This window comes from Nonomuraea sp. NPDC047897, assembly GCF_043204415.1.
Taxonomy (GTDB): Bacteria; Actinomycetota; Actinomycetes; order Streptosporangiales; family Streptosporangiaceae; genus Nonomuraea.
Genome location: NZ_JBIDCC010000006.1, coordinates 412,042 through 429,657, shown reverse-complemented (window position 1 = coordinate 429,657; position 17,616 = coordinate 412,042). Strand labels below are relative to the sequence as shown.

The 17,616-nt window shown below is 72.4% G+C and carries 19 protein-coding genes and 1 pseudogene; 11 read left to right on the top strand and 9 right to left on the bottom strand.

Annotation, left to right across the window (positions count from 1 at the left end; genetic code table 11):
• Window positions 1–656, bottom strand: a pseudogene (locus ACGF0J_RS16870) (DNA-directed RNA polymerase subunit beta); the annotation flags it as partial.
• A gap of 507 nt (window positions 657–1,163) precedes the next feature.
• On the opposite strand from ACGF0J_RS16870, the gene ACGF0J_RS16865 reads away from it, so the two are divergent.
• The 3 genes from ACGF0J_RS16865 to ACGF0J_RS16855 are packed head-to-tail and all read left to right on the top strand — an operon-like array spanning window position 1,164 to window position 2,930.
• On the top strand, window positions 1,164–1,508 hold the full coding sequence (locus tag ACGF0J_RS16865) for a YbaB/EbfC family nucleoid-associated protein (protein ID WP_393146591.1): 345 nt from the start codon (window positions 1,164–1,166) through the stop codon (window positions 1,506–1,508).
• The gene (locus ACGF0J_RS16860) at window positions 1,505–2,410 is read left to right on the top strand and encodes a hypothetical protein (protein WP_393146589.1); all 906 of its coding nucleotides are present in this window, start codon (window positions 1,505–1,507) and stop codon (window positions 2,408–2,410) included. The genes ACGF0J_RS16865 and ACGF0J_RS16860 overlap by 4 nt, the downstream gene beginning before the upstream one ends.
• 10 nt (window positions 2,411–2,420) lie before the next feature.
• Window positions 2,421–2,930, top strand: coding sequence for a LysM peptidoglycan-binding domain-containing protein (locus ACGF0J_RS16855; RefSeq protein ID WP_393146587.1), 510 nt, complete (start codon window positions 2,421–2,423; stop codon window positions 2,928–2,930).
• Between the two features lie 73 nt (window positions 2,931–3,003).
• Here ACGF0J_RS16855 and ACGF0J_RS16850 read toward each other — a convergent pair whose 3' ends face one another.
• Entirely contained in the window at window positions 3,004–3,522 is a 519-nt protein-coding gene (locus ACGF0J_RS16850; RefSeq protein WP_393146585.1) for a MerR family transcriptional regulator, read from the bottom strand.
• Between the two features lie 154 nt (window positions 3,523–3,676).
• On the opposite strand from ACGF0J_RS16850, the gene tnpA reads away from it, so the two are divergent.
• Both tnpA and ACGF0J_RS16840 read left to right on the top strand, forming a co-directional pair.
• Window positions 3,677–4,132: an IS200/IS605 family transposase gene (gene tnpA / locus ACGF0J_RS16845; RefSeq protein ID WP_393146583.1), complete on the top strand. Its 456-nt coding sequence runs from the start codon at window positions 3,677–3,679 to the stop codon at window positions 4,130–4,132.
• Window positions 4,125–5,306, top strand: a complete 1,182-nt coding sequence (locus ACGF0J_RS16840; RefSeq protein WP_393146581.1) for an RNA-guided endonuclease InsQ/TnpB family protein — start codon at window positions 4,125–4,127, stop codon at window positions 5,304–5,306. The genes tnpA and ACGF0J_RS16840 overlap by 8 nt, the downstream gene beginning before the upstream one ends.
• Window positions 5,307–5,351: 45 nt before the next feature.
• On the opposite strand, the gene ACGF0J_RS16835 is transcribed toward ACGF0J_RS16840, so the two are convergent.
• Together ACGF0J_RS16835 and ACGF0J_RS16830 are read right to left on the bottom strand one after the other, a co-directional pair.
• Window positions 5,352–6,212 (bottom strand): SDR family NAD(P)-dependent oxidoreductase, encoded by an 861-nt coding sequence (locus ACGF0J_RS16835; RefSeq protein WP_393146579.1) that lies wholly within the window; start codon window positions 6,210–6,212, stop codon window positions 5,352–5,354.
• A 77-nt stretch (window positions 6,213–6,289) separates the two neighbouring features.
• Window positions 6,290–7,126 (bottom strand): helix-turn-helix domain-containing protein, encoded by an 837-nt coding sequence (locus tag ACGF0J_RS16830; RefSeq protein WP_393146577.1) that lies wholly within the window; start codon window positions 7,124–7,126, stop codon window positions 6,290–6,292.
• A 274-nt stretch (window positions 7,127–7,400) separates the two neighbouring features.
• On the opposite strand from ACGF0J_RS16830, the gene ACGF0J_RS16825 reads away from it, so the two are divergent.
• Window positions 7,401–8,486: an RNA-guided endonuclease InsQ/TnpB family protein gene (locus ACGF0J_RS16825; protein ID WP_393146575.1), complete on the top strand. Its 1,086-nt coding sequence runs from the start codon at window positions 7,401–7,403 to the stop codon at window positions 8,484–8,486.
• Between the two features lie 153 nt (window positions 8,487–8,639).
• Window positions 8,640–9,071 carry a hypothetical protein gene (locus tag ACGF0J_RS16820; protein WP_393146573.1) on the top strand — a complete coding sequence of 144 codons (432 nt, stop codon included), beginning with the start codon at window positions 8,640–8,642 and terminating at the stop codon, window positions 9,069–9,071.
• Between the two features lie 25 nt (window positions 9,072–9,096).
• Here ACGF0J_RS16820 and ACGF0J_RS16815 read toward each other — a convergent pair whose 3' ends face one another.
• On the bottom strand, window positions 9,097–9,225 hold the full coding sequence (locus tag ACGF0J_RS16815; RefSeq protein ID WP_393146571.1) for a hypothetical protein: 129 nt from the start codon (window positions 9,223–9,225) through the stop codon (window positions 9,097–9,099).
• A 154-nt stretch (window positions 9,226–9,379) separates the two neighbouring features.
• On the opposite strand from ACGF0J_RS16815, the gene ACGF0J_RS16810 reads away from it, so the two are divergent.
• On the top strand, window positions 9,380–10,141 hold the full coding sequence (locus tag ACGF0J_RS16810) for an SDR family oxidoreductase (RefSeq protein WP_393146569.1): 762 nt from the start codon (window positions 9,380–9,382) through the stop codon (window positions 10,139–10,141).
• Between the two features lie 86 nt (window positions 10,142–10,227).
• On the opposite strand, the gene ACGF0J_RS16805 is transcribed toward ACGF0J_RS16810, so the two are convergent.
• Complete coding sequence (locus ACGF0J_RS16805) at window positions 10,228–10,554, bottom strand: winged helix-turn-helix transcriptional regulator (protein WP_393146567.1); 327 nt, start codon at window positions 10,552–10,554, stop codon at window positions 10,228–10,230.
• 122 nt (window positions 10,555–10,676) lie between these two features.
• On the opposite strand from ACGF0J_RS16805, the gene ACGF0J_RS16800 reads away from it, so the two are divergent.
• Together ACGF0J_RS16800 and ACGF0J_RS16795 are read left to right on the top strand one after the other, a co-directional pair.
• A complete protein-coding gene (locus tag ACGF0J_RS16800) occupies window positions 10,677–11,567 on the top strand; it encodes an NAD(P)-dependent oxidoreductase (protein ID WP_393146565.1) in 891 nt (296 codons plus the stop codon).
• Between the two features lie 195 nt (window positions 11,568–11,762).
• Window positions 11,763–12,155: a DUF488 domain-containing protein gene (locus tag ACGF0J_RS16795; RefSeq protein ID WP_393146563.1), complete on the top strand. Its 393-nt coding sequence runs from the start codon at window positions 11,763–11,765 to the stop codon at window positions 12,153–12,155.
• Between the two features lie 89 nt (window positions 12,156–12,244).
• Here the strand turns inward: ACGF0J_RS16795 and ACGF0J_RS16790 are convergent, their stop codons facing one another.
• Window positions 12,245–12,832 carry a CAP family protein gene (locus tag ACGF0J_RS16790; protein ID WP_393146561.1) on the bottom strand — a complete coding sequence of 196 codons (588 nt, stop codon included), beginning with the start codon at window positions 12,830–12,832 and terminating at the stop codon, window positions 12,245–12,247.
• Between the two features lie 248 nt (window positions 12,833–13,080).
• Here ACGF0J_RS16790 and ACGF0J_RS16785 point away from each other — a divergent pair, with 248 nt between their 5' ends.
• The gene (locus tag ACGF0J_RS16785; protein ID WP_393146559.1) at window positions 13,081–15,624 is read left to right on the top strand and encodes a polysaccharide lyase family 8 super-sandwich domain-containing protein; all 2,544 of its coding nucleotides are present in this window, start codon (window positions 13,081–13,083) and stop codon (window positions 15,622–15,624) included.
• Window positions 15,625–15,689: 65 nt separating this feature from the next.
• Here ACGF0J_RS16785 and ACGF0J_RS16780 read toward each other — a convergent pair whose 3' ends face one another.
• Both ACGF0J_RS16780 and ACGF0J_RS16775 read right to left on the bottom strand, forming a co-directional pair.
• The gene (locus tag ACGF0J_RS16780; RefSeq protein WP_393146557.1) at window positions 15,690–16,358 is read right to left on the bottom strand and encodes a response regulator transcription factor; all 669 of its coding nucleotides are present in this window, start codon (window positions 16,356–16,358) and stop codon (window positions 15,690–15,692) included.
• Window positions 16,355–17,548, bottom strand: a complete 1,194-nt coding sequence (locus tag ACGF0J_RS16775) for a sensor histidine kinase (RefSeq protein WP_393146555.1) — start codon at window positions 17,546–17,548, stop codon at window positions 16,355–16,357. Before ACGF0J_RS16775 ends, ACGF0J_RS16780 begins: the two co-directional genes overlap by 4 nt.
• Between the last annotated feature and the right edge of the window lie 68 nt (window positions 17,549–17,616).

The window sequence follows — 17,616 nt, the reverse complement described above, 5'->3', positions numbered from 1 at the left end:
ACGGTGACGGCCTGCTTGCGCTTGCGGTCGATACGGACGCCGACGCTGTCGCGCTTGTCGATCTCGAACTCCAGCCAGGCGCCCCGCGACGGGATGACCCTGCAGCCGTAGAGGTCCTTGTCGGACGTCTTGTCGACGCTGCGCTCGAAGTAGACACCGGGCGAACGGGCCAGCTGGGAGACCACGACACGCTCGGTGCCGTTGATGATGAACGTGCCCTTCGGCGTCATGAGCGGGAAGTCGCCCATGAACACCGTCTGGCTCTTGATCTCACCGGTGGCGTTGTTGATGAACTCCGCCGTGACGAACATCGGGGCGGAGAAGGTCATGTCCTTGTCTTTGCACTCATCGACTGAGTACTTGGGCGGCTCGAACCGGTGGTCGCGGAACGACAAGGACATGGTCCCCGAGAAGTCCTCGATGGGACTGATCTCTTCGAAGATCTCTTCGAGGCCCGACTGGGTCGGGACGTCCTTGCGCCCGGCCTGACGAGCCGCCTCGACCCGGGCCTTCCACTTCTCGTTGCCGAGCAGCCAGTCGAAGGACTCGGTCTGCAGGGCGAGAAGGTCAGGAACTTCGAGGGGCTCCTGCACGCGCGAGAAGGAGACGCGACGGGGACCGGCGGGTACGGCGGAGGCGTTGCGCGAGGCTGCCAACAGATGTCCTTCCGAGGATCACGGATGGAATCGGACTGCGCGCACGCCAAACGCCCCGGCCGAATCCGGGGCGTCGCAAGGCAGCGCGAGGGAGCAGCATAACGCAAATGAGAAACGAGTGTCTACACTTACTTTCAGTGTCAACCTCGATGCCGCCTTCAGCATGCCACAGCCGCGTGACACCCGTCAACTCGTACGGCGCGCGTGGTGCCGGCCCTCCTGCCCACCCACCCCGACCGGCCACCGACAGCGACACCCGACCGCTGCGGGAACCCACCGCCGCCGTCCGGCTGACTGGTTGCGGCGGCCGTTCACACCCGCCCACCACAGGTCTCAGGCGCAGTGCGGCCGTCGTCCACGACGCCGCCTTCCTGATACGGTCACCGTAACCCCGGTTACCGGCACGCAAGAGATTACCTACTTGACCTACTGGTTATGTTAGATTTTAGTGATCATTTCCCCGACCCCGCCTGTACGCGGCCGAGCGCGCCAGGGCTCAGGAGCACGATGACACCGCCTGTGGATCCGTTTCCGGCAAGCGGCGACGAGGAGCTTGACCGGCTGCTGGAACAGTTCAGCGGCGACATCACGGCGCTGCAGCAACTCCAGCAGCGGATCGCCGACGTCCGCGGCCACGGCGTGAGCGAGCAGGGGCGGGTCACCGCCGAGACGTCGCTGACCGGCGCGCTGGTCGGCCTCACGATCGACCCCCGGGCCATGCGGCTGGGCTCGGCGGAGCTGGCCGAGGCCGTGCTCCGGGCGGCCGGACGGGCGACCGCCGACGCCGAGAGGCAGGCCAAGGAACTGGTCGGGCCGTTCCTGGCCGGCACCCCGCTGGACACGGACCGTTGAGCGTCCGGCCCGGACGAGCGACGATCTACGGCGCCGGCACGCTCGGGATCGCGGCGTTCGTCTTCAAGATGCTCGCGGTCGAGTACCCGGACGGCGACCCGGTGCGCGCCCGGCAGGCCCGTGACGTCTGGGCGCGGCTCGCCGACCGCCTCGACGAGAGCCCCCACACCACCTACCCCGCCGCCGAGGCGGTGTGGAAGCGCAACGGCGGCGCGGGCGTCGAAGAGTTCAAGGAGGCCGTCACCGCCGGGCTCCACCCCCCGCCCCCCGACGTGGGCTACCCCGGCCTCCTCGCCCACGTGTGCCGCCGCAACAGCCAGGCCTGCGAGGAGTACGCGGAGATCATCGAAACGGCTCGGCACGCCTACTGGACGCTCGCCTGGGCGAACTTCGCGAGTTTCGTCTTCATCACCACCTTCCCCTGGCAGGCGGGGGCGGCCTACCAGATGTCGCAGTTCCTCATCCGGCGGCTGCAGGCGAAGATGTTCGCCAAGCTGCTCGAACACAGCGTGGCCAAGGTGGTGGCCGGCAAGCTCACCGAGTACACGATCGGCAGCACCTTCTTCGCCGTCGGCGACGTGGCGGCGGTGGCCGGCGTCCGGGCGCTGCGCGGCGAGGACCCGGGCTCGCTCGGCGACAACACCACGCAGGCGCTGAAGGAGTTCGCCGCGTCGGTCGCCTTCTACGGGGCGTTCGACGCGGCGATGCCCGCCGCCAGGGCCATGACCAAGAACGCCGACGTGCAGTACTTCATCGCGCGCATGGCCGGCGGCTCGGCCGGCTACGGCCCCACGTACGACCTGCTGAACGGGCAGAGCGGCGAGGACCTCGTGCCCACCTGGAAGGAGACGCTGGGCAGGATCCTGCTCTACTTCACGATGGCCCACAAACCCGCCGGCTGAGGAGGCCCCCATGACCGAACCCCCGGAGCGGCCGGAGAGCGTCACGGTGACGCGGGACGACACGCTGTCGAGCCTCGCCGAGGAGTACTTCGAGGACAGTTCGCGGTGGAACGCCATCTACGAGGCCAATCGCGACGTCCTCACCGACCCCGCGGCGCTCCGGCCCGGCATGGTGCTGCGCCTGCCCATGGAGATCTATCCCCGCCACCTGCGGGCCGTCGCCGGCGTCTTCGCGGCCGAGGGCGGCGACCTGGCGGAGTTCGTCAGGCAGGCGGGCGACGACCTGGGCGCCATCGGTGACTTCTGGGGCCACGACAAGCTGGGGACCACCTTCTTCACGGGGGAGGGCGCCGGCATGGGGTACGAGGCCGTCTCCGACCAGTTCGAGCGGGGCTTCGCATCGCTGCGGACGGGTCACCGGGGAATCGCGGGGCGGCTGCGCCTGATGGCCGACCACGTCGAGGTGGCCGACTGGGACAGCGTCGCCGCGATCCTCGCCGCCCTCCCCGAGCCCGAATAGGGCCCGCACCGGCACGACCGGTCCTCCCCCCGTGAACGGGTCAGCCGGCCGCGCGGTCGCGGCCTCCTCGTGGTCAGTGCGGCGCCGGAACCACGCGCCGCCGCCGGCCGGTGTCGAGGTCCTGGACGTCCGGCCCGGTCGAGCCCCCGTACGTGGCGATCTTGTACTCGATCGCCGTGAGGGACAGTGTCAGTTCGCGGACCCGGCGGTGGATGGTGTCGCGATGTTCGAGCAGCATGTCGAGCCGTTCGGGCACCGTGTGCGCTCCGGCGTCGACGAGCGAGATGTAGTGCTGCAGGTCGCGCATCGGCATGCCGGACAGCCGCATCCGGGTGAGGAACACCAGGCGCCGCACCGCCTCGGCGTCGTAGACACGATGACCGTTGCCGTCGCGGGCCACCTCGACCAGCCCGGCCCGCTCGTAGTAGCGCAGCGTGTGGGGCGAGATGTCGAGCAGGTCGGCGACCTCGGCGATCGTCATCGACTCGGGCACGCCGGCCAGGTCGGTGAGGCGGTGGATCGCCTCGACCGACAGCGGGCCGTCGTCGCCGAGCGTTTCGAGCGCCCTGGTCATCAGATCGTCGGTGGCCATCAGAGCCTCCCGAGGGGACCGGCGGCTTGAGCCGTCGGGGGAATCGGGAGCGGGAGGGCCGTCAAGGCCCGAGCGTGCCCTGACCTGTCAGATTCGGGCATCAGAGATCTCCGTTCATCGTGCGTTGGATACATGACACTGGGATAGTGATCGTGTGACTCGTCAGGTGCGCACCTCCCCCGGCGCGGCGTACGACCTCGGGTACCACGTCGTGTGGTGCCCGAAGTACCGCCGCCCGGTCCTCGGCGGGCGGGTGAAGACCCGCCTGGAGGAGCTGATCCGCGCCAAGGCCGGCGAGCACGGCTGGGAGATCGTGGCCCTTGAGGTGATGCCCGACCACGTACACCTGCACGTGCACCTGTTCGTCAAGCCGCACCCGAAGAACTCCCCGTCATATGTGGCCAACCAGTTCAAGGGGTTCACCTCCCACCACCTGCGCGCCGAGTTCGCGCACCTGCGCTCCCAGGTGCCCACGCTGTTGCCCACGCTGTGGTCGCGGTCCTGCTTCGTCGCCACCGTCGGCACCGTCGGCGCCGTGTCCGCCGAGACGGTGCAGCGGTACATCGAGACGCGGTATGAGCGGGCGCCCAAGGCGGGTGGCCGTGCGTAGGTCTTACACGTTCCTCATGCGTGCGACCGCGCACCAGCAGGCCGCGCTCACCGCGTGCCTGGACGACCACCGCGCCCTGTACAACGCGGCGCTTGAGGAGCGGCGCGAGGCGTACAAGCGGTCCAAGGTGTCGATCCGGTACGGCGACCAGTCCGCCCAGCTCAAGGAGATCCGCGCCTACGACGCGGACCAGGCCCGTTGGTCGTTCTCGTCCCAGCAGGCCACGCTGCGCCGGTTGGACAAGGCGTTCCGCGCGTTCTTCGACCGCGTCAGGAAAGGCGCGACGCCCGGATACCCGCGCTTCAAGGGCCGGGGCTGGTTCGACACGGTCGAGTGGCCGAAGGACGGTGACGGCTGCCGGTGGGATTCCCAGCCCGAGCATCCGGCCGCCACGTTCGTGCGCCTGCAGGGCGTCGGCCATGTCCGGGTGCACCAGCACCGGGCCGTGAAGGGTCGGGTGAAGACGATCAGCGTCAAGCGCGAGGGCTCCCGCTGGTACGTGGTGCTGTCGTGTGACGAGGTGCCCGCGCAGCCGCTGCCCGCCACGGGTGCGGTCGCCGGGGTCGACCTGGGTGTGGCGTCGCTGGTCACCACGAGCGACGGCGAGCATCTGGCCAACCCGCGTCACCTCGCCGCGACCGCCGATCGTCTCGCGACGGCGCAGCGCGACCTCGCCCGCAACAAGCGGGGCTCCAAGCGCCGCCGCAAAGCGGTCGCCCGCGTCGCCGCGCTGCACGCCAAGGTCCGGCGGCAGCGCCTCGACCACGCGCACAAGGCCGCCTTGGCGCTGGTCCGTGGCTACGACGTGATCGTGCACGAGGACCTGCGGATCGCGAACATGACCCGCTCGGCGTCCGGCACGATCGACGCCCCCGGCCGTAACGTCGCGCAGAAAGCCGGGCTTAACCGAAGCATCCTGGACGCGGGTTGGGGGGTGTTCCTGACGATCCTCGCGCACAAGGCTGAAAGCGCCGGTCGAGAGCTGATCGCAGTCGATCCCCGCAACACCTCCCGCACCTGCTCGCGCTGCGGGCACTGCGCGAAGGACAACCGCCTCACCCAAGCCGCGTTCGCCTGCACGGCGTGCGGCCACCGGGCGCACGCCGACGTGAACGCGGCGATCAACATCCTGAGGGCAGGGCTTGCCCTTCGCCAGGCCGCCCAAGCGGCTTAGCGAGAAGCCGCTCCCTTCATGGAGCGGAGGAGTCACACGGCCAGCCTAGACGGGCCTGGCCGACGCGGGGACGCCCTCGAAGTCGGCGCCGCGGGCGGTCTCGGCCCACCGCTCGACCTCCTCCAGGCCGCGCCGGTACGCGCCCGAGATGCGCTCGACCGCCTCGCGCCCGAGCGGCAGCCGCAACGGCACCTCGTCACCGTGCGCGAGGGACACGATGATCTCGGCCGCCCGCGCGGGGTCGCCTTCCTGGCGGCCATCCGTCCCGGCCATGTCCGCGCGGACGGCGGCGAGCAGGTCCCGGTAGGTCTCCGACGCCTCGGTGAACTCGAGCACGTCGGCCGCGTTGAAGTCGGTCCGGAACCGGCTGGGCTCGACGATCATCACGCGGATCCCGAGCGGGGCGACCTCTCCGGCCAGGGCCTCGGACCAGCCTTCGAGGGCGAACTTCGACGCGGAGTACGTCGACACGCCGGGGAACGACGTCCGCCCGGCCTGGCTGCTCATCTGCACGATCGTCCCGGCGCCCCGCGCGCGCATCGCCGGCAGTGCCGCGCGGACGAGCGCGGCGGGGCCGAACAGGTGCAGATCCATCAGGTCGCGCAGCTGCGCGTCAGTGACCTCCTCGACCGCTCCGACCACGGCCCGGCCCGCGTTGTTGACGAGCACGTCGAGCCGGCCGAAGCGGTCCAGGGTGTCCCGCACGAGGCCCGGGGCCGCCGTGACGTCGCGGGCGTCGAAGGGCGCGATCAGACAGTCGTCCGGGTACGTGTCCGCCAGGTCGGCCACGCTGTCCGGCCGCCGCACCGCCGCCACCACGTGGTCGCCCGCCGCGAGCGCCGCCTCCGCCAGTGCGCGCCCGAAACCGCGGGACGCGCCGGTGATGATCCATGTCTGTGTCGTCATGGCGGGAACGCTAGGGCTTCGAGCGCGCTCGAACGCAAATCCCGGGCGACCGGTGACGGTCCGGCCTGACGCGCCGGCTACCCCCAGGGGGCCGCCGGGTCGCCCTGCAGGCCCGCCGACAGGCCGCGCAGGGCGGCGGCGGTGAACTCGTCGAGCGGGTAGAACAGCTCAATCGCCAGCTCCGACAGCGTCACGTCGGCCGGGGCGCCGAAGGTGGCCATCGTGCTGAACATCGACAGCTCGCCGAACGGCGTCCGCACCCGCAGTGGCACCTGGATCGGCCCCGCTTCGCCGGTCGAGGCCTCGGCGGGGTCGGGGGCAGGGTCGGGGGCGCGATAGCGGCGCACCTCCTCGTACAGGTCGCGCAGGCCGGCGTCGCCGGTGGCGTCGACCTGGCGCCGCAACCGTTCCAGGAACAGCGCCCTGACCTCGCCCAGGTTGGCCAGCCTGGCGGACAGGCCGTCGGGGTGCAGGGTCAGCCGGAACACGTTGGGCCGCGGCAGGAGCAGGTGCGGCGGGATGCCGTCCATGAGGACGGCCATGGCGCGGTTGCCGTCGAGCACGTTCCACAGGCGGTCGACCACGACGGCCGGGTACGGTTCGTGCGCCGCGAGCATCGTGTCGACGGCGGCGCGGACGGAGGCGAGGTAGGCGTCGTCGAGGCTGCTCTCGCGGTAGGCGGGGGCGTAACCGGCGGCCAGGAGCAGCGTGTTGCGCTCGCGCAGCGGCACGTCGAGGGCGGCCGACAGGCGCAGCACCATCGCCCGGCTCGGGTGGGCGCGCCCGGTCTCCACGTACGACAGGTGCCGGGCCGAGCTGCCGGCCTGCAGCGCCAGGTCGAGTTGGCTGAGGCGGCGTCGCCGCCGCCACTCCCGCAGCAGGGCGCCCACCCGGGAAGGCTGCTCCGTGTCCATCAGAGCCTCCCGAGGGGACTGTCGCCTTCAGGCGACGGGGGAATCGGGAGCGGGAGGGCCGTCAAGGCCCGAGCGTGCCGTGACCTGCCGGGTCTGCGGATCACGGGTCTCCTTCCGGGTTTTGTCGGTGCCTGCCGGTACCGTGGTCGCGTCGTTACCGAGCGTGGGAGGTGGGTGTGCGCAGGTCGTTCAAGTTCCTGCTGCGCCCACCAGCAGGCAAGCCGCCGCCCTTACAGCTTGCCTGGAGGATCACCGGTAGCTGTACAACGCCGCGTTGGAGCACCGGCGCACCGCCTACGCCAGGGCCGGGGTGAGTGTCCGCTACGGCGATCAGTCGGCGGAGTTGAAGCACATCCGCGCCGACGATGGGGAGGGTCAGGGTCGGTGGTCGTTCTCTTCCCAGCAGGCCACGCTGCGACGGCTGGACAGGGCGTTCCGGGCGTTCTTCGACCGGGTCGAAGCCGGGCGTACGCCGGGGTTCCCGCGTTTCAAGGGGCGGGGCTGGTTCGACACGGTGCAGTGGCCGAAGGACGGTGACGGCTGCCGGTGGGACTCCCAGCCCGAGCATCCGGCCGCCACGTTCGTGCGCCTGCAGGGCGTCGGCCACGTCCGGGTGCACCAGCACCGCCCGGTCAAGGGCCGGGTGAAGACGATCGCCGTCAAGCGCGAGGGCTCGCGCTGGTACGTGGTGCTGTCGTGCGACGAGGTGCCCGCGCAGCCCCTGCCCGCCACGGGTGCGGTCGCCGGGGTCGACCTGGGTGTCGCCTCGCTGGCCACGACCAGCGACGGCCACCACATCGACAACCAGCGGCACCTGGCCGCCTGCGCCGGCCGTCTCGCATCGGCCCAGCGCGATCTCGCCCGCAAGAAGCGCGGGTCCAGGCGTCGCCGTAAGGCGGTCGCCCGGGTGGCGGCGTTGCACGCCAAGGTGCGCCGCCAGCGGATCGACCACGCGCACAAGGCCGCCTTGGCGCTGGTCCGTGGCTACGACGTGATCGTGCACGAGGACCTGCGGATCATCCACATGACCCGTTCGGCGTCCGGCACGATCGACGCACCCGGCCGCAACGTCGCCGCCAAGGCCGGGCTCAACCGTTCGATTCTCGACGCGGGTTGGGGGGTGTTCCTGACGATCCTCGCGCACAAGGCTGAAAGCGCCGGTCGAGAGCTGATCGCAGTCGATCCCCGCAACACCTCCCGCACCTGCGCCCGCTGCGGGCACTGCGCGAAGGACAACCGCCGCGCCCAAGCCGAGTTCGCCTGCACGACGTGCGGCCACCGGGCGCACGCCGACGTGAACGCGGCGACCAACATCCTCAGGGCAGGGCTTGCCCATCGCCAGGCCGCCCAAGCGGCTTAGCGAGAAGCCGCACCCTTCAGGGAGCGGAGGAGTCACGCCCAGGAGGATAGCCAGCCGCCCGATCGGCTCCGGCATGACCTCGGAGGTCATTGAGCCGATGACGCCGGCGCTGGCACGGTGGCCGCGTACGTCCTCGACGAGAAGGAGTCATGCATGCGCGCGAAGCCGGACCTGCTGCGCCGGGTGTTGCGGATCGACGGCTGGAGCACCGCCGTCTTCGGCGTCGTGCTGCTGGCGGGCGCCGTGCCGTTGAGTGGGCCGCTCGGGCTGCCCGTCGCCTGGTCCGTCCCGTTCGGGGTGGCCATGCTCGGCGGCGCGGCGGCCCTCGGCCTCATCGCCGGCTACCCGCGGATCCGCGACCGTCACGCCGTCTACGTCGTGACGGGCAACGCGGTGTCGGGCGTGGCGCTGCCGGCGCTGGCCTTCAGCGGGCTGCTGCCGCTCACCGGGCTGGGGGTGGCGTTCCTGCTGTCCGGGGCGGTGGTGGTGATGGTCTACGCCGGCCTGGAGTACGCGGGGCTGCGCCGGCTGCGGACCGAGTGGGCGTCCACGGCCGCCGGGCGGGACGATCCCGGCTCCGGTTGACCGCCCCGCGTTCGCCGATCGGCCGCTAGACGAGGACCCGGCGCAGCGCCTCGGCGAACTCCGCAGGCTGCCCGACGAAGCCCCCGTGGTCGCCGGGGAACTCGACGGGCGTGACGCCGAGCAGGTCCGCCAGCGCCGTGGACGTGCGGTGCAAGAAGGACTCCGCCCGGGGCGCGAAATCGTCGCTCCGGGCGCCACCGGCCCGGGAGTTCCTGGTACCGGGGCTGAGGCGCGGGTCAGCGGGGATCGTAGAGGGGGACGGGCGCCGGCCGACCGGCTCGGCGCGGGGATCGGAAGGATGCACGCTCATGACCACCGAATCCACCTCAGGCACCGGCGGGACGTCGCGCGTCGCGATCGTCACCGGCGGTTCGCGCGGCATCGGGCGCGCGGTCGTGCGCCGCCTGGCCGCCGCCGGTCACGCCGTCGTGGTCTGCTACGCGGACGACGCAGGCGAGGCGGAGGCCGCTGTCGGCGAGGCCGTAGAGGCGGGCGGCCAGGCGGTCTCGGCGCGCGCCGACGTGGCCGACGCGGACGCCGTGGCCGCCCTGTTCGACACGGCCGAGTCGGAGTTCGGCGGCGTGGACGCGGTGGTGCACGCCGCGGGCCGGATGCACCTGGCGACCATCGCCGACCTGGATCTGGACGTCCTGGACGGCCTGTACCGGACGAACATCCGCGGCACGTTCGCGGTGGCGCAGCAGGCGGCCCGCCGGGTCCGGCCGGGCGGCGCCATCCTGCTGTTCTCCACGTCCGTGATCGGCCTGGCCCTGCCGACGTACGGCGCGTACGCCGCCAGCAAAGGGGCGGTGGAGGCGATGACGATGGTCCTGGCCCGCGAGATGCGCGGCCGGGACGTCACCGTCAACGCCGTGGCGCCGGGCCCGACGGCCACGGCGCTGTTCCTCGACGGCAAGGACCGGGAGACCGTCGAGCGGATGGCCGCCCAGCCGCCGCTGGAGCGCCTCGGCACCCCGGCCGACATCGCCGAGGTCGCCGCGTTCCTCGTCTCACCGGCCGGGCACTGGGTCAACGGCCAGGTGGTGCGGGCCAACGGCGGCATCGTCTGACGCCCTCGGACCCGCCTGGCCACGGCGGTCGCGTCGGATGCCGTGGCCCTGGCGGACGCCGCCGAACACCCGGGCGGGCCGTCCGGTCAGAACAGGGCCTGGATGCGCGCCATGTTTTCCTCGCCCCATTCGCCGAGCGGCGCGATCGCGGTGTTGAGCGACTGCCCGAAACCGGTCAGCGAGTACTCCACCTTGGGCGGCACCTGGTGGTGGACCTCGCGGTGCACCAGGCCGCTGGCCTCCATCTCGCGCAGCTGCAGGATGAGCACCCGCTCGCTGATGCCGGGGACGGCCCGTCTCAGCTCGCCGAAGCGCAGCGGCCCCTCCTGGAGGGCGAACAGGATCAGCCCTTTCCACTTGCCGCCCATGACGGCGATGGCGGCGTCGAGCCCGCAGGTGAAGGTCTTCGTCATCAGTGCTCCCACGAACAAAAGGGTTAGTACCTGACAAAATAGTAGGTACTTGATCAGATGTGCGCATCCCTCGAACATGGACACCCGTACCACTCGTGTGACACCGAACTGAGGAGAACGGCATGTCCGAGGACAACCGCACACCGGTGACCGTGCTGGGGCTGGGCTCGATGGGCCGGGCGCTGGCCGAGGCGTTCGTCCGGGCCGGGCACCCGACGACCGTGTGGAACCGCAGCGCCGCCAAGGCCGCGCCCCTCGCCGCCCTGGGCGCCTCCCCCGCGCGGGACGTGCGCGCCGCGGTCGCCGCGAGCCCGCTGGTCATCGCCTGCCTGACCACCTACGACGCGACGTTGGAGGCGCTGGCGCCGGCCGCGGCCGCCCTGCCGGGCCGTGACCTCGTCACCCTGAACAGCGGCACCCCGGCGGGCGCCCGCCGGATGGCCGCCTGGGCCACCGGGCACGGGGCCCGCTTCCTCGACGGTGCGGTCAAGAACGTGCCCGCCGCCGTCGGCCGCCCCGACACCCTGCTGTATTACAGCGGCGACAGGGCCGTCTTCGACGACCACGAGGCGACGCTCAGGGTGCTGGGCGGCGACACCGCGCACCTGGGCGCGGAGCCGGACCTGGCCGCCCTGTACGAGGTGGCCGTGGGCGGCACCCTGCTGCCGGCCCTGCTCGGCTTCTTCCAGGGCGCGGCGATGGTCACGGCCCGCGGCCTGGCGGCGAGCACGCTCGTGCCGTACACCGTCAAGTGGCTGGAGATGATCGGCTCCGTCCTGCCGGACCTGGCCGAGGAGATCGACACCGGCGACTACAGCGAGCCGGCCTCCTCCATCGGCATCTTCCACGCCGCGGTCGCCGAGGAGCGCGGGCTCGGCGAGGAGGCGGGCGTCGACGTCTCCTGGCAGGAGCCGATGTTCAGCCTCCTCGACCGCGCGGTCGCCGAGGGCCGCGCCGAGCACAGCGTCTCGGCCCTGGTCGAGCTGCTGAGGCGACGCCCGCAGCCCGCGTGACGGCCCGTGGGAGGTCTCAGGGAGCCCGGCGGTCGAGCCGGCACTGGCCGCCTGGGCCTGCTCGACCAGTTCCACGGGGCTCGTCATGTTGCAGGAGGAAAGACGCATCCTGGCGTGGCCCTGCAGCAGTTCGTCGGCCGGCCCTGACGTCGCCGCGGGCGGACGGTCGCCTACCGTGGAAGGGAGGGGGCGCGCATGGCCGAGGGTGAGGTGCGGGTGCGCCGCGTGTACGAGGAGCCGGACGGCGACGACGGCGCCAGGGTGCTGGTGGACCGCCTGTGGCCGCGGGGCCTGGCCAAATCCGCCGCCCGGCTGGAGGCGTGGTGCAAGCCGGTCGCGCCGTCCACGGAGCTGCGCACCTGGTACGGCCACGCGCCCGAGCGCTTCGCGGAGTTCGCCCGCCGCTACCGGAGCGAGCTGGCGGAGCCGGAGCGGGCCGAGGCGCTGGCCCGGCTGCGCGACCTGGCCGCGGCCGGGCCGCTGACGCTGCTGACCGCGACCAGGCGGCCGGAGATCAGCGAGGCGGCGGTGCTCGCCGAGGTGCTCGCCGAGATGCTCCGGCAGCCCGGGAAGCACCCCGGCGCGTGACGTCGTTCCGGCCGCTCACGCCCGGATCATAAAGCCGCTCCCGCTCACACCCGCCGGCCGAGGTCCGCCGGCGGCTGCGGCGTGCCGCGCTACCTGGCCGGGAAGACGTTCTCCCGGTAGGCGTCGGACACGTTGCCCGGAGCCCGGTAGACGCAGAGCACGTACGTCTCGTGGCCCTGGGCGCCCGGTCCGGCGGCCCGCGCGCAGCCCAGCTTGGTCGTGCCCTTCCAGACGATCTGGGTGAACAGGCCCGTGCGGGCGGAGAAGCCGGGCCGGGCGTAGTCGTAGAAGCGGCTGCCGTCGTACCAGTTCCGCACACCGTCCGCGCAGGACGCCACCCGCGTCGAGGGGGACGTGCGGTACCAGTACTGGTTCTCACCGTAGTCGGTGCCGAGCCCGCGCCGGCCTCCTTGCAGCCCGTCGTACCGGGTGACCTGGGCGATCCGTTGCTTGGCGTAGCTGACGAGCGCCTGGTCGACCGTCAGGGCGGGCGCCTGGTGGCGGGCCCGCAGGGCGTTGTGGGAGCTGAGGCAGTCGTTGTGGAAGGCCGCGTCCATGACGAGCGGCAGCGGCGGCCGGGCCCATGCCGAGGTGGCCGGCCCGGCCACGGTCACGAGCCCGGCGAGCGCGCCGGCGCTCGCCGCCGCCTTGACGGTCCGGCCGAGGGGTCGGGGCATCTCTCGTCTCCGTTCCGTCCGCGCCCCGGCCGGGCGTCGTGCCTGGTCAATGGGGCAAGGCGCGGACAGATCGAAGATCTCAGCCCCGGGACGGCACGACGATGTCGGCGGCGGACAGCCTCCGGGGCGCGGATTTGCGGCGTGGCGCGTGTAACGGGCGTACACCGGCCCGCAGAGTGCGGGCACAGGCGGCATAACACCCACCAGCGGGCGCGAGGTCTGGTGCCCGGACCCCCATCCAGGGGATCATGAAGGGCGCAGATCCCTCCAACGGCCTGGAGCCCGCCGTGCCGCACATGTCCCGCCGCCAGGTTCTCACCCTCCTCCCCGCCGCCGGCCTCGCCGCCCTGCCCTTACCCGCGCGTGCCGCCGCGGGAGTCGATCACGCGCGGCTGCTCGCCAACACCGTGGCGATGTTCGCGGGAACGCCGGAGGTCAACGCCCGGCCCGAGGTCGCCGGCAAGCTCGCCGCGATCACCGGGACGGCCGGGCAGCGGCTGGCCGCCATGGACCGCGCGGGGGACGGCGAGCTGTTCTCCGGCCTCCCCCTCGGCGCCAACGACGCCAACCTGCGGCTGGCCTTCCAGTACCTGTACGAGATGGCGCTCGCGACCCGCACGCCGGGCGGCGGGCTCGACGGCGACGCCGCCGTCCAGCGGCGGGTCGTCGACGGTCTGCAGTGGTTGCACGAACGCCACTACGGCGACCAGTCGGCGGGCTACTACGGCAACTGGCACACCTGGGAGATCGGCATCTCGACCCACGTGAGCAGGACGCTCGTCCTGCTGGCCGAGCCGCTGCGGGAACACCGACCCGGCCTCACGCAGACCTACGTCGCCTCGATGGACGCCTACCTGCGCAACGGCAAGGACGGCGACGTCGATCTCGACTCGCGCTTCCACACCGGCGCCAACCTGGCCGACATCACCGCGAACCGGATACTGCAGGGCGCGCTCACCGGCGACGACGCCCGGGTCGGCAAGGCCATCTCCGACCAGGCCACCGTCTTCGCCACGATCGACCCCTACGACCTCCGGCACGGGGTCACCGACGGCTACTACCGCGACGGCTCCTTCATCCAGCACCACTCGGTCGCCTACACCGGCTCCTACGGGCGCATCCTGCTGACCCGCGTCGTACAGACCCTGAAGATGCTGGACGGCGCGACCGGCGGCGGCACCTCCGACCTGGCCGGCGTCGTGTACGGCTGGATCGCCGACGGCTTCGCCCCGCTGATCTTCGAGGGGTGGATGATGGAGATCGTCAAGGGGCGGGCGGTCTCCCGCACCGCGTCCGGCTACGGCGACGTGGGGACGATCGTGGAGGCCGTCGCCGACCTGGCCGACCACGTCCAGGGCGCCGACGCCCTCGCCCTGAAGAAGTACGTCCGGCACCTCCCGGCCGCCGACACGGCCGCCTTCGTCTCCCCGGTCAGCATCGCCCGCTACGCGGCCATCCGGGCCGACGCCGCCATCCCGGCCGCCGACCTGAACCCGCCCGAGCGCTGCGTGGCGTTCAACGCCATGGACAGGACCGTGCACCGCCGCCCCGGCTACGCCTTCGCCCTGGCCCGCAACTCCGACCGGATCAGCAAGTACGAGTACATGAACGGCGAGAACCTCATGCCCTGGTTCCAGGGCGAGGGCGCCTACCACCTCTACCTCGCCGGCGAGGATCAGCGTGAGGTCTTCGGCGTCGACTACTACACGACCGTCTCCCCGTACCGGCTGGCCGGGATCACCGCTCCGGTGGAGGAGCGGCGGACGGTGCCCGAGCTGTACGGCCGGTTCTGGTACGAGAACCCGGGGCATCCGCTGAACTTCACGTCCTCGTCGGAGTCGCAGAACCGCTACGTGTACTTCCCCCGCGCCGGCAACGCCTTCTCCGGCGGCGCGACGCTCGGCGCGTACGGCGCGGCCGGCATGGTGCAGTCCGACGACGCCGCCTACACCGCCGCCCAGGCGGGTCTCCTGCCGGACGACTTCGTCGTCCACCGCAACGCCCGCGCCACCAAGTCGTGGTTCATGCTCGACGCCGAGATCGTCGTGCTGGCCGCCGGGATCTCCGGGCAGGACGGCCGCGAGGCGGTCACCACCGTCGACAGCCGCATCGCCGCTCCCGGCGACGCGGTCACGCTCACCGGCGAGGGCTGGGACGGCCGGGCCTGGCAGGCGGGCGACACCGCCCCGCCGCGCTGGCTGCGCTACGCCAACGGCACCCGCCGCACCGCGGTCGGCTACGCCTTCCTCACCCGCCAGCCCGTCGCCGCGGGGCTGGAGACGGTGACCCGCAGCCGCAGGGTCGTGCGCGCCGCCAACCCGGACACCGCCGTGACCAAGAACGTCTTCACCGCCTCGGTCACCCACCCCGCCACCGGCGCCGTTCCGGCCCTCGCCTACGCCCTGGTCCCCCACGCGACCGAGTCGCGCCTGCGCCGCTACGCGGACGGCCCGCTGACCGTCCTGGCCAACAGCCGGCACGTGCAGGCGATCAAGCACGAGACCCTCGGGATCGTCGCCGTCAACGTCTTCGCCGACGGCCCGCGCCAGGCCGGGCGCCTCCTCGTCGACGGCCCCGCCTCCGTCATCGTCCGCCACGGTGAGCGTACGACCGTCGGCCTGTCCGACCCCACGATGAAACGCGACCGCGTCGCCGTCGTGCTGCGCGGTGCGCCACTCAAGCTCGTCAAGGCCGACGAGGGGGTGACGGTACGCCGGGTCCCGGGCGGCACCCTGGTGCAGGCGACGACCCGCCACGCGCACGGCCGCACCTTCACCGCGACCCTGCGCTGACCCGCGCGGGCGGCGCGACCCGTGCGCTTCACCGACCGGCGGGCCGGCGAGCAGGCAGGTGCGGCTCAGGGGTCGGCGGTCGCGATGCGGTACCCCACGCCGGGTGTGGTGGTGATGACCGGAGGCTCGCCGAGCTTGCGGCGGAGGCGGCCGACGGTGACCGTGACGGTGTTGGTGAGCGGGTTGGCGTGCTCGTCCCACACCTGTTCCAGCAGGTCCTCCGCGCTGAGGAAGGCGGGGGCGGCGCCGAGGAGGGCCTCCAGCACGGCGAACTCCTTGACCGACAGGTCCAGGTGACGGCCGTCGCGGGTGGCGATGCGGCGCAGCGGGTCGAGCGCGATGCCCGCCGCGCGCAGCGTGCGGGGGCGGGCGGAGGGCCGCCGGCGGGCCAGGGACCGGACGCGCAGCACCAGCTCGGGGAAGTGGAAGGGCTTGGCCAGGTAGTCGTCCGCGCCCAGGGTCAGGCCGGTGACGCGATCGGCGGGCGAGCCGGCCGCGGTCAGCATCAGGACCATGGCGCGGTCGTCCCGATCGGTGATCATCTGGCAGAGCGTGTCGCCGTGGACGCCCGGCAGGTCACGGTCGAGGACGACCACGTCGTAGGCGTTGAGGTCGAGCTTGGCGGCGGCCTCCAGGCCGTCGTGGGCCACGTCCACGGCCATGCCCTGGTCGCTCAGCCCTTCGACCAGGACGGCGGCCAGGGAGCGGGCGTCCTCGACCACGAGCACCCTCACTGCGGGACCCCCGCGGGCGCCGCCGCCGCGGGCAGCGAGACGGCGACGCGGAGGCCGCCCGTCGGCCTGGCCCGCAGGTCGAGGGTCCCGCCGTGCGCGGCGACGATGGCCGAGACGATCGACAGGCCGAGCCCGGAGCCGTAGCCGGTGCGGGTGCGGTCGGCGCCGAGCCGCTGGAAGGGCTGGGCCAGCCGATCGACCTGCCCCTGGTCGAGGACGGGCCCGCCGGTCTCGACGACGAGCTGAGCCGTCGCGCCGGTGGCGGTGGCGGTGGCGGTGGACAGGCGGATCCAGCCGCCGTCGTGGTTGTGGGCGACGGCGTTGTCCAGCACGTTGTCGATCATACGGGTGAGGAGCGTCTCGTCGCCCCGCGTCCAGGCGCCGTCACCGGTGGCCGAGGAGTCGACGGTGAGCCTCCTGGCGGTGATGCCGTCGGAACGGGCGTCCACGGCCGCGGCCGCCAGGCGGCCGAGCGAGAGCGTCGTGCGGCCGGGCGGGGAGCCGTGCTGGGCGCGGGCGAGCATGAGGAGGCCGTCGAGCAGCCGGTCGACCTGGTCGAGCTCGGTGCGGAGCCGGTCGGCCAGGGCGACGGTCTGGGCGGGTACGGGTGCCGGTTTGGCCAGGGCGACGTCGAGGGACGCGCGCATGGTGGTCAGCGGCGTGCGCAGCTCGTGGGAGGCGTTGGCCACGAACCGGCGCTGCGCGGCGAAGGCTCTCTCCAGTCGTCCCAGCAGTTCGTCGATGGTGTCGGCGAGGGCTCTGACCTCGTCGTCCGGACCTCGCACGGCGAGCCGCTCGTTCAGGTTGTCGGCCGTGATCCGGCGGGTCGCCGCGGTGATCGTCCGCAGCGGGCGCAGCACCCGGCCGGCGATGATCCGGCCCATCAGCAGCGACACGACGCCCATGACCGCGAGCGCCACCGCCGAGCCGATCAGGAGCCGGCGTGACTGTGCCGCGTGGGTGTCGGCCAGCTGGGCCTGCAGCCATGCGAGCCGTTCGGTGGCGGCGGCGAGCGTGGCAGGCTCGGCGCCTGCGGCACCGGGGGGCGCGGACTGGCTGACCGTGGTCCCGCCGAGGCCCACGAGGTTGGTGATGGCCAGCAGCCCGACGCCGGACAGCAGGAACATGACGCCGTACAGGACGGTGAATCGCAGCCGTATCGTCCGCGCCGGGCCTCGCCACTTTCTCATGCCCTCCAGCATGCCGTCCGGCCCCTAACAGCGGTGTGACAGCCTCCGTTCGGCCCGTGTGAGGGCCG